We start from the raw sequence: 10,776 nt of genomic DNA on the forward strand, positions 1-10,776 counted from the left end.
AGTAGTTTTGAGTATATATTGAATATTTTTTAAAAATCTCTTTTTGATTTCTTTACTTTAAATCTTTTATATATTTTTTCACAAAATCTTGAATATCAGTCTTATCAATTACATTCGAAAATCTTATTTCTGAATTTCTGACTTCTGTCAATTTTTCTGGGAATTTTACCCCAGTAGTTTCTGATATTTCATCTAAAATTGTATAAGGATCTTTTGTTTCATCAATTCCCAATGCTTTTGCAATTGGAGTTGGGAATTTGAATGGGTGTGCTGTTGACATTATTACAGTGTGAGTGTTTTTGTCTAAATTACTATTATCTAATTTTTCATAAACAGAATAAGCAACTGCTGTGTGAGGATCCATTAAATAATGATAATTTTCATACACACTCTTAATTGCATTTACAGTTTCATCGTCATTTGCAAACTCTCCATAAAATTCATTTTGAATATTTTTCAATTCCTCTTCATTTACAGACAACTCTCCTCCTGAAAGCAAGTTTGTGATTAATTCATTTACTCTTTCAGAGTTTTCGTTTAATGCGTAATATAGATATCTCTCAAAGTTTGATGAAAGAAGAATATCCATTGATGGAGAATTTGTTGCATAAAAATCTCTATTTTTATTATATATTCCAGTTTGGAAGAAGTCAGCTATAACTTTATTTTTGTTTGAAGCCGAAATAAATTTTTTGATTGGTATCCCAAGTTTTTTAGCAATAAATCCAGCCAAAATATTTCCAAAGTTACCAGTTGGAACTACAACATTAAATTCCTCATTAGGTTTAATTGTTCCAGCCTTTACTAAATTTACGTAAGTCGATACATAATATATAATTTGTGGGAATAATCTTCCGATGTTGATTGAGTTTGCACTGGAAAACATTACATTATGGTCATTTGCATATTTTTTAAATTCTTCACTTGAAAAAATGACTTTTATGGCACTTTGAGCATCATCAAAATTTCCGTTTATTGCGACTATCTCTACATTGTTTCCAAGTTGTTTTCGCATTTGTTCTTCCTGCATTGGGCTAACTCCGTTTTTAGGATAAAACACGACAATGTTAATTCCGTCAATATCTTTGAATCCTTCAAGTGCAGCTTTTCCAGTATCTCCAGAAGTTGCAGCTAAAATCAATATTTTTTTATCTTCTTTTTGTTTTTCTTTACTTAAAAGCAGTAAATACGGGAATAATGAAAGAGCTAAATCTTTAAATGCCAATGTTCTTCCATGAAACAGTTCTCCGAAACTCACTTTTTCATTTAGTTTATGTATAGGAACAACATTTTCATCATTGAAAGTAGAGCTATTATAAGCACTATTAACAGCTTTTTTTATTTCCTCATCTGAAAATTCGGTAAAAAATAGTTTTATAATTTTTTCTGAAAGTTCTTGATAAGATAAATTTTTCAGTTCATCATAAGTCAATTTTACTTCTGGCAATTTTTCAGGAATATAAAGCCCTCCGCCATTTGCAAGTCCATGTAATGTGGCAAAAGTAGAGCTTTGTAACTCGCCGCCTCTTGTACTTTTATAATTCATAATTACACCTCTTTTTAATTATTTTGTTTATAAAGTATTATAACATAAAAAAATACCCCAATCAATTGAAATAGAGTATTTTTTCACTTTTATTTCTTATAGTATTGACTTTTTATATAAATATGGTATAATATTTACTGTAAAATATACAAAGTAAAAAAAATACAAAAATATTTTAGGAGGAATTTTTATGAAAAAGATTTTATTAGGGTTATTTTTAGGATTAACAGCATTATCATTCTCAGCACCAAGTTTTGTAAACGTGAAAGAGATAGAAAGAAAAAATTATAATATTATTGCTGATATTGATGAGGTATTGTCATATTATAAAATATTTGAAGATGGAGCAGTAGAAACAGTAACACATGTTTATGATCAAAATTCAAGTGCAAAAGATATTAACGATATGTTTAAGAGTGAAATTATAAATGAGAATGTAAAATCTCAAGATTTTTTTGAAACTAAAAAACATTACATTAGCAAATACTATGATTCAAGCGAAGAAATGTACATTTATCTTATCACAGGAAAAAATTCTAAAGTAAAAAATGGCTATACTTCAATTCTTTATGTGACAGAGTTGAATCTTAACAAGGAAAATTTGGAAAATAAGGCAAATATATTCTTTAATGAAGCAGAAAGCTATTTGAAAAAATAATCGTAAGTATATTCTAAATATTGGTAAACTTAGAATTGATACAATTTATAAAAATGGATATGAATTTTAAAAATAAAAAGTAAGCTTTTAGAAATTTGATTTTATTTATGGATAATGGATTGACTTTTATAAAAAATGAGGATCAATCCTTTTAAATTTAATAAAAATATATATACTTGTATTTTTTTTCTGAAAATGGTATTATACAGATGGAGAGTGTAGAAGGAGGGAAGTAAAAAATTGAAAAGTGATATTGAAGAACAAAAGAGTAAGACAAGAAGTGAAAATATAGCATCAAATATAGAATCAAACCAAAAAAAAATAAAAAATGGAAAAGAAGAAACATTAAAAGATATGTTAAAGGAAGTGGATGATGAGGTAAAAAGAGAAGAGATTATCCACATGCTGCTAGAACAGAAAGTTTCTAAAGTTATAAAAGAAGAAGAAGAGGAAAAAAGAAAATTTTCATATAAAGTTTCAAATTTTGCAGGAAGTAATAGATTTATTCTTTTTGTGATAATATTTGTTTTAGTGTGGATTGTAATAGATGTATTCTTTTTTTTAAAAGGTCAATTTAATCCATATTCGTTTGTAATAATGAATGCTATTTTATCTTTTATTATGTTAATTTTTTGTTCAATTATAATTTTTAATCAAAATAAAAAAAAGAAAATTGACGAGAAAAAGTCTGAAAATGATTATAAAGTTAATTTAAAAAATGAGATTATAATAGAAGATATGCATTATAAACTAGATGATTTAATTGAAAAGCAGGATGAGATTGTAAAACGTGTTCAAGAACTTGAAAAAAGACGAAAAGTTCCACCAATAAAAGAAAAAAAGGAATATAAATTTATTGATATTTCTGAAAAGGATAGAAATAAGCATTAATAACTTTATTTGCTGTTTTTTAGAAAGAAATGGGGAAAATGAATATTTTTGATTTAAAAGATTTGTCTGAAAAAGAAGAAGTTGTGAGGATTTTGACTGAGAATGAAAATGTTAAAATTGAAAAAATTATTTCAACTGGACAGACTACAGATTGGCAGGAATCAGATAAAAATGAATTTGTAATTTTAATTCAGGGTAAAGCTGAAATTGAGTATTTTGAAAACAATGATTATAAAAGAAATATAATGAAAAATCAAAGAAATACTAATAATAAAAAACTACAATTAGTAAGAGGAGATACTGTATTAATCAATAAGGGAGAACGGCACAGGGTAAGTTACACAAGTAAAGAACCTTGTTGTGTGTGGATTTGTATCTTTTTTGGTTAAAAATTGAAATTAAAAGAAAAGAGGAATGGGTATGATGTTATTTGTAATATTTGCATTGGTTATTGTTATTGCGACAGGAATACCAGTTGTAAAAAAAATGATTGAAAATAAAAAATTAATGAAAGAATATATGGATGAGCAGGGACTTGGAAAACATGAAGCAATCGGGAAAATAAAGGATACAAAGACAACTAATGATAAAGTTATTGAAGGATTATTCTACTTGTCGCTTATAGCTTTGCTTGGTGGAGGATTTTATAGTTTTTATTTATATGAAAATGAAAATTCTGACAATATGCGAGTTCAACAGCAATCTGAAAGAACAATGGCTCAAATTACAACAGATCAGAATCAGAATCAGCAAGACCAAAATCAGCAGAATCAAGGGACACCAGTTATTCAGAATAATATAATCTCAAATCCAAATGATGCACAAGTTCAGGAAAATGTAAAAAGAGAACAAGCTAGAATTGATAAGATGTTTTCGGATAGTCAAAAAGATACAGAAGGCTTATTAGAAATGTTAAAAAAAAGTTTGGAAAAGCAAGATACAAATTCTGGAATTAAAAATGGAGAAAAAGCTTTAGAAAATGTTAAAAAGTCTAATAATTTATTTAAAAACGCAAAATGCAATCCAACTGGAGATGCCACTTTTGATAAAGAATGTCCGAAACTGCTTGAAAAAGGGAAGGAATTGTATTCTTCAAAACAAATTGATGTTGAGAAAATGCTAGATATGTTAAAAAATATTGAAAAAGGTATAAATGATGTAAAAAATAGTGAAATTGGACAGCAGGCTGTTCAAGAAGGAAATAAACTATGGGATAGCCTTATGAAGAAAGTTGATGATTTTCAAAAGAAATCAAAATAAATTATAGATTTTTACTCTAATTCAAGTGGATTGACTATAAATACAAAATAAAAAATGATACTGATTAAAGGAATTATTTCTACTTTATGGAGATCGTTCCTTTTGCTTTTTTTATAAGTTAGTTAACAATTTAATATTAGATTATTTTGCTTGATAACAGCATTTATTATTTTGGATTATTTAAACAGAATTTAGTATTAGATAGAATATTTATAATTTTCGTTTTAATTTTTAAGAAGTTCTGCTAGAAAAAATTTCCTTAGAAAAACAATAGTAAGTTACAAGAATTTTTAAGGAAAAAAACAAAAAATTAACAAAAATATAGTGTATAATGTTAAAGAGTATAAATATACAATTAGGGAAATTTGAATTAAAGGAGGACTCACTATGAAAAATATAGGAAATATAGTGCTTGGAGCTTTGATTAGCTTAGTTGGACTTGTGATTTTGAATGAAAGTAATGATAATCATATTGATATAAAAATTGCAGATAAGGAAAATTTGAGTTTAGATAATATAAAAAATGTAACAGCAGTAACAGAGAAAAAAGGTTCTGGAAAAAAGGTGAAGGCTGTAATTATTGAATTTGATAAAACAATAAAAAGTGAAAAATTATCAAAAAATGCAGTTACTGTTACTCAAAAGAGCATTTCCAAAAATAATATTGGAGATGAAGAGGATGAGCCAATAGTTAATACAACTGAAACTAAAATAAATAGAGAAGTTTCAAAAATATATACAAGTGACAAGATAGATGACAATGTAGAAGCAAAAAATGGGAAATATCTTTATTTAGAACTTGCTGAAGATAAAAATTCTAGTAAGGAATCTGCACAGGAAAATCTTGAAAGTCTAAAAATATCAATTTCACAAGATAAAGCAAATTATTTTACAAATAGTAAAAGTTTTAATGTAAACAGTAAATCATAGAATAATATAAAAAACTAATAGAATGGTGATAAAATGAAAAATAAAAGATTGGTATTAATCTTAACATTAATGGCTGGACTCACGGTAGGATGTTCTAATAAAAACGATGGTAAGATTAATAATTTGAAAAATCAGAATATATCTAAAAACGAAAAAGTTACAGAAAATTTGACAAAAGAGTATTTAAAAAGTATAAATTATTCAAATTTGGCAGATAAAGATACCCAGCAAAAAGTTAAGGAAAGTTTAGAAAATGCTGGAATTGATTCAAATAGTATAAATCTCTTTTTCAAAAGCGTGAATTATTATAATGAAGCAACACAAAATGAAGGGCTTATAAAATCAGGATTTGTTAATTCTAACAATATAAACCCGACTTATGATGAAGTTGCTATACAGAAAATTTGGGATAAAAAAAATAAAAACTTTCCAGGATTTAATTGCCGAATAACTGCATTTACTTTTATGAAAGATTACGTAAAGGTAGAAAAACCAGTTGTAAAAACTGGAGAAATGCTTTTTATGGATGTAGAATCGCTAAAACATATGCCATTTGAGTTATTTTCTAAAAATGAAAAAGACAAATTTGTGAATTTATTTTCAGAAATTCCTACGAAAGCAACTAAAGATGTGAAAGTTCACGTTGAAAATGTAAAAAATGTTTGGAAAGAGCGAGGAGTTACATTTGATAAAAATAGTAAAATATCAATGATTTCTGTGTTTTTCCATTTTAATGATGAGCCACAAGAAAATATTTTATTTATTGGGCATGTTGGAATTTTGGTTCCTGAAAAGGATGGAAAGTTAATGTTTATTGAAAAATTAGCATTTCAGCAACCTTACCAAGTATTGAAATTTAATAATAGGACAGAATTGAATGATTATCTTATGAATAAATATGACACTGCTTGGGGACAGCCAGTCGCTAGACCATTTATTATGGAAAATGATGAATTATTAAAGGAATATAGAAATAATCCAAATAATAAAAGTTAGAAATAATAAAAAATAAAAACTCAGAAAACAAATTTATCTTCTGAGTTTTTTTTGATACTATTTTTTTGCTTTTTTAGTTTTTTTATCTTTTTTGCTATCTTTCTTTCCTTTTGATGACTTTTTATCGGAAGATTTTTTTCTTCCTTTTCTGTCTCTTCTTTTATCTGATTTTTTGCTAGACTTTTCTCCACCGTTTCTTCCCCCTGTAGCTTCTTCAACAAGTGGTTTAGCGTCTTTTTTGGAATTTAAAGCACGCATTATATATTCTGCTTCTTGTAATGGAACTGTAATAAAAGAATATTTATCCATAATTTTTACATCTTTTACTTTTCTTCCTGGTGTTTTTGCTTTTTTATTTAATAAGTCAAGCAATCGTCCAACATTATAGCCGTCTTTACTTCCAAGTGCGATAAATAATCTTGTTTTGTCATCAATTTTAACTTTCACATCTTGAATTTCACTATAATTATCAGGTAAGAATTCATCTTCATAAACATGTCTTAATACAGAAGCAAGAACTTGTTTTGCATCTCTTCCACCCATTAGTTTTTCAGCCAGTTCCTTATAGGCATCAAAATCGTTTTCTTTAATGATTTCATCTACATAAGCAATTAATGCTTCTTTTTTTGCTTCTAAAATTTCTTCTACGTTTGGAATATTTTCTCTCTTAATGTCTGTCTTTGTGATACGTTTAATTTGAGCAAGCTTACTAGCTTCTCTTGGAGTTACAAATGTTATTGCGATACCTTTTTGACCAGCACGACCTGTTCTACCTATTCTATGAACATAAGATTCGGCTTCTTGCGGGATAGAATAGTTAATAACGTGCGTCAGGTTACTTACGTCAATTCCACGTGCAGCAACATCTGTTGCAACTAATATTGTCAATATTTTTTTCTTGAATAAATCAAGTGCTTTTTGTCTAAGTGCTTGAGTAATATCTCCGTGAATACATTCAGCATCGTAGTTTCTAGCTTTTAATTTGTTTGTAACATCATCTACTTCAGATTTTGTACGGCAAAATACAATTCCATAAAAATCTTGTTCATAGTCAAGAACCCTGCATAAAGCTTCAAATTTATCTTCCTGTTTTACCTCATAGTAAATTTGTTCAGTCAAATTAGTAGTAAGTTCTTTTTTCTCAACTTTTAATAATTTGTGTTCTGGCATAAATCTTTTGGCAATAGCCATAATTGCTTTAGGAATAGTTGCTGAAAAGAATAACATTTTTTTCTCATCGTTAGTTTTTTCCAGAATAGCTTCAATGTCTTCTAAAAATCCCATATTTAGCATTTCATCGGCTTCATCCAGTACAAAATAATCTAAATTATCAACTTTTAGTACTTTTTTTCTCATTAAGTCCATAACACGTCCAGGTGTTCCAACAACAATATCTACTCCAGATTTTAATTTTTTTATCTGATTTTCGATAGATGCACCACCATAGACAGCAAGCACTTTTAAATCCTTTGCTCCTTTCAAAGAATAAATTTCATCTGCAACTTGATTGGCAAGTTCTCTTGTTGGTGCTAAAATTAAGGCTCTAACTGTTTTATCAGCTTCAATTGTTTCTAAAATTGGGATACCAAATGCTGCAGTTTTACCTGTTCCTGTCTGAGCTTGTCCTATCAAGTGGGTTCTTTCCTTTAATAATTCAGGGACTACCAATTTTTGTATTTCACTTGGCTCCTCGAATCCTTTTTTACTTAAAGCGTTAAGCATCTCTGTACTTAATCCAAAATCTTCAAATCTTTGCATTACTTTTTTATCATTTTCATTTATGAAAAAATATTTTTTTACTTTCGGTGCCTTGCTATTGTCCTCCACTGTGGCTATGGCGCAAAAAATCAACTTTGAAGAATACGACTTGCCTAATGGGCTTCACGTAATCTTGCATCAGGACAACTCCGCTCCTGTGGTTACCACCACTGTTATGTACCACGTAGGAGCCAAAGATGACCTCCCTGGCAAATCAGGCTTCGCCCACTTCTTCGAGCACCTGCTCTTTGAGGGAACTAAGAATATCCCAAGAAGCCGTTGGTTTGACATTGTTTCTTCCCACGGGGGCGACAATAATGCCTTTACCGATGTGGATAAAACCTACTACTACGAGACCCTCCCCTCCAACAGCCTACAACTTGCCCTCTGGATGGAAGCCGAACGTATGCTACACCCTGTAATCAACCAAATCGGGGTAGATACTCAAAAAGAGGTTGTCAAAGAAGAAAAACGCGAAGGTACTGACAATGTGCCTTACGGAAAGATCATCTACATGCCTGTAGTGCAGAACCACCTCTTCGATAAGCACCCCTACAAGCACCCAACCATTGGTAGCATGGAGGATTTGAACTCAGCTAAGCTTGAAGACTTTATCCACTACAATCAGCGCTACTACAATCCTAACAATGCCGTATTGGTAGTAGCGGGAGACTTCCAAAAAGAGCAGGCAAAAAGCTGGATAGAAACTTACTTCGGCCCTATCCAAAACCATGTAGCCAAGCCTGTACGTAACTACACTATGGATGCTCCTATCACCCAGACGAAAAAAGTAACTGACTACGATGCCAATATCACTGCCCCTGCTAAAGTATTAGCTTGGCGTACGCCTAAAATGACCGAGCAGGATGCCCGTGTTATGGACTTTATTCAAGCCATCCTTGCCAATGGAGAAAGCTCTCGCCTCTACAAGAAAATGGTTGAAGAGAAAAAAGAAGTGCTCCAATTCATCTCCTACACTTGTAACTACGAAGATACAGGTATTCTTATGATTGCTGCCGTAGCACAAGATGCTCCTTTGGAACAACTTACCAAGGATATGGACGAGGAAATCACACGCTTACAGAATGAACTTATCTCCGAAAAGGAATACGAAAAGCTCCTCAACCTATTCGAGACTACTTATGTAGCTACTAACTCCAATGTACAAGGTATTGCCTACTCCCTAGCTATGGACTATACCTTCTTCAAGGATACCAACCTTATCAACAAGGAATTGGATCTTTACCGTAAGGTAACTCGCGAAGACATTCGCCGTGTAGCCAAAAAGTACCTCAATGCTAACCAACGTTTGGAGATAGATTATCTCCCTGAAAAAAAGTCCAACTAAAAAAACACTTCCATGAAAAAAATATTACTCTCAAGCATTGCCTTGCTTGCTCCTCTTTTCTTGTCTGCTCAGATTGATCGTGACAAGATGCCTGAACCTACCCAATTGCCTTCTTTCACCTTGGGTGATCCTTATATAAAGAAGCTACCCAATGGACTTACTCTCATGGTTGTGGAAGACCATAAGCTCCCCCATGTTTCGGTAAGCCTTTCTCTTGACCGCCCTCCTATCGATGAGACTCAGAAACCAGGGATGTACTATCTTACCTCTGAGCTTATGGGAGGTGGCTCTAAGAGCATTTCCAAAGAGGCTTTCGTAGAAGAAACCGATCGCTTAGGAGCTACCGTATATATCACTGTGGATGGGGGTTCTACCTACTCACTTACCCGTTATTTCCCTAGAGTATTGGAACTTTTCGCTGATGCGGCTTTACACCCTAACTTCACTCAAGAGGAATTGGACAAGGCTCGCGACAAAGCTATCGCTTCCCTTAAGGCAGATGAAAACAGCGCTCAGAGCATCATCTATCGCCTCAACAGCGCTCTTACCTATGGTAAAAACCACCCTTATGGAAGTTTCTATACCGAAGAATCTCTTAAGAAGATCACTCTTGATGATATTACCAACTTCTATAAGACTTATTTCTCTCCCTCTAGTGCCTATATGGTAGTGGTAGGAGATGTAAATACTGAGGAAGTAGAAAAATTGGTTATGAAAGACTTCCATGACTGGCTTCCTGCTACTCCATTACAGCTAAGCATCCCTACCCCTCGTGATGTACAATACACCCAAGTGAATCTTGTAGATGTACCTACCGCTGTACAAACCGAAATCAGTGCCTTCAACCTCTATCCACTTAAGATGAGCGACAAGGACTATTTCGCGGTGAAGGTACTCAACCAAATCCTCGGAGGGGACTATGGTAGCTATATCAACATTAACCTACGAGAACAACATGGTTATACCTATGGCGCACGCTCTTATATGGGTACCAACCGCTTTACCTTGGCCAACTTCTTTGTCTCTGTCAGAGTACGTAATGAAGTAGCTGCCAAGTCCGTAGTAGAAATCCTTAAGGAAATTAAGCGTATCCAAACAGAGAATGTAAGCGAGCAGAAACTCAAAGAGGTAAAAGGACAACTTATCGGTAGCTTTGTGATGTCCACCCAATATCCTTCTACCATAGCCGACCTTGCAGTAACTCGTGAGATTCAGAAACTCCCTTCAGATTTCTACAACAACTATATCAAAAACATAGAAGCTGTAACCGTAGCCGATGTAAAGCGTGCAGCCAACAAGTATATCAAATACAACAATTTACGTTTTATCATCGTCGGAAAAGCAGACGAATTTGTCAAAGAATTAGAACAACTCAAACACAATGGAAAA

General features: G+C 31.5%; 10 protein-coding genes. 8 read left to right on the forward strand and 2 right to left on the reverse strand.

Features of this window, described 5'->3' with window-relative positions; genetic code table 11:
• Nucleotides 1-52 precede the first annotated feature (52 nt).
• Complete coding sequence (thrC, locus tag Q0370_RS03060; RefSeq protein ID WP_299571978.1) at nucleotides 53-1,546, reverse strand: threonine synthase; 1,494 nt, start codon at nucleotides 1,544-1,546, stop codon at nucleotides 53-55.
• A gap of 190 nt (nucleotides 1,547-1,736) precedes the next feature.
• On the opposite strand from thrC, the gene Q0370_RS03065 reads away from it, so the two are divergent.
• The 6 genes from Q0370_RS03065 (at nucleotide 1,737) to Q0370_RS03090 (ending at nucleotide 6,281) form a co-directional block, all read left to right on the forward strand.
• The gene (locus Q0370_RS03065; RefSeq protein WP_299571980.1) at nucleotides 1,737-2,204 is read left to right on the forward strand and encodes a hypothetical protein; all 468 of its coding nucleotides are present in this window, start codon (nucleotides 1,737-1,739) and stop codon (nucleotides 2,202-2,204) included.
• Between the two features lie 240 nt (nucleotides 2,205-2,444).
• Nucleotides 2,445-3,095: a DUF1003 domain-containing protein gene (locus tag Q0370_RS03070; RefSeq protein ID WP_299571982.1), complete on the forward strand. Its 651-nt coding sequence runs from the start codon at nucleotides 2,445-2,447 to the stop codon at nucleotides 3,093-3,095.
• Nucleotides 3,096-3,124: 29 nt separating this feature from the next.
• Complete coding sequence (locus Q0370_RS03075; protein WP_299571985.1) at nucleotides 3,125-3,484, forward strand: hypothetical protein; 360 nt, start codon at nucleotides 3,125-3,127, stop codon at nucleotides 3,482-3,484.
• A gap of 31 nt (nucleotides 3,485-3,515) precedes the next feature.
• Nucleotides 3,516-4,355, forward strand: a complete 840-nt coding sequence (locus tag Q0370_RS03080) for a hypothetical protein (RefSeq protein ID WP_299571988.1) — start codon at nucleotides 3,516-3,518, stop codon at nucleotides 4,353-4,355.
• A gap of 387 nt (nucleotides 4,356-4,742) precedes the next feature.
• Nucleotides 4,743-5,285 carry a hypothetical protein gene (locus Q0370_RS03085; RefSeq protein WP_299571991.1) on the forward strand — a complete coding sequence of 181 codons (543 nt, stop codon included), beginning with the start codon at nucleotides 4,743-4,745 and terminating at the stop codon, nucleotides 5,283-5,285.
• A gap of 33 nt (nucleotides 5,286-5,318) precedes the next feature.
• Nucleotides 5,319-6,281 (forward strand): DUF4300 family protein, encoded by a 963-nt coding sequence (locus Q0370_RS03090; protein WP_299571993.1) that lies wholly within the window; start codon nucleotides 5,319-5,321, stop codon nucleotides 6,279-6,281.
• Nucleotides 6,282-6,338: 57 nt separating this feature from the next.
• On the opposite strand, the gene Q0370_RS03095 is transcribed toward Q0370_RS03090, so the two are convergent.
• Nucleotides 6,339-8,039, reverse strand: coding sequence for a DEAD/DEAH box helicase (locus Q0370_RS03095; RefSeq protein ID WP_299572001.1), 1,701 nt, complete (start codon nucleotides 8,037-8,039; stop codon nucleotides 6,339-6,341).
• Between the two features lie 22 nt (nucleotides 8,040-8,061).
• Between Q0370_RS03095 and Q0370_RS03100 the strand changes: the two genes are divergently transcribed.
• Nucleotides 8,062-9,387 carry a pitrilysin family protein gene (locus Q0370_RS03100; protein ID WP_299571996.1) on the forward strand — a complete coding sequence of 442 codons (1,326 nt, stop codon included), beginning with the start codon at nucleotides 8,062-8,064 and terminating at the stop codon, nucleotides 9,385-9,387.
• Between the two features lie 12 nt (nucleotides 9,388-9,399).
• Nucleotides 9,400-10,776: pitrilysin family protein (locus Q0370_RS03105; protein WP_299571999.1), on the forward strand; the 1,377-nt coding region annotated here is incomplete at its 3' end.

This window comes from uncultured Leptotrichia sp., assembly GCF_938036635.1.
Taxonomy (GTDB): domain Bacteria; phylum Fusobacteriota; class Fusobacteriia; order Fusobacteriales; family Leptotrichiaceae; genus Leptotrichia; species Leptotrichia hongkongensis.

Excerpts from the sequence above, each read along its gene's own strand:
- Q0370_RS03080 (WP_299571988.1), top strand. The coding sequence starts at position 3,516 with ATGATGTTATTTGTAATATTTGCATTGGTTATTGTTATTGCGACAGGA.
- Q0370_RS03065 (WP_299571980.1), top strand. The coding sequence starts at position 1,737 with ATGAAAAAGATTTTATTAGGGTTATTTTTAGGATTAACAGCATTATCA.
- Q0370_RS03095 (WP_299572001.1), bottom strand. The coding sequence starts at position 8,039 with ATGCAAAGATTTGAAGATTTTGGATTAAGTACAGAGATGCTTAACGCT.
- thrC (WP_299571978.1), bottom strand. The coding sequence starts at position 1,546 with ATGAATTATAAAAGTACAAGAGGCGGCGAGTTACAAAGCTCTACTTTT.
- Q0370_RS03085 (WP_299571991.1), top strand. The coding sequence starts at position 4,743 with ATGAAAAATATAGGAAATATAGTGCTTGGAGCTTTGATTAGCTTAGTT.
- Q0370_RS03090 (WP_299571993.1), top strand. The coding sequence starts at position 5,319 with ATGAAAAATAAAAGATTGGTATTAATCTTAACATTAATGGCTGGACTC.
- Q0370_RS03100 (WP_299571996.1), top strand. The coding sequence starts at position 8,062 with ATGAAAAAATATTTTTTTACTTTCGGTGCCTTGCTATTGTCCTCCACT.
- Q0370_RS03075 (WP_299571985.1), top strand. The coding sequence starts at position 3,125 with ATGGGGAAAATGAATATTTTTGATTTAAAAGATTTGTCTGAAAAAGAA.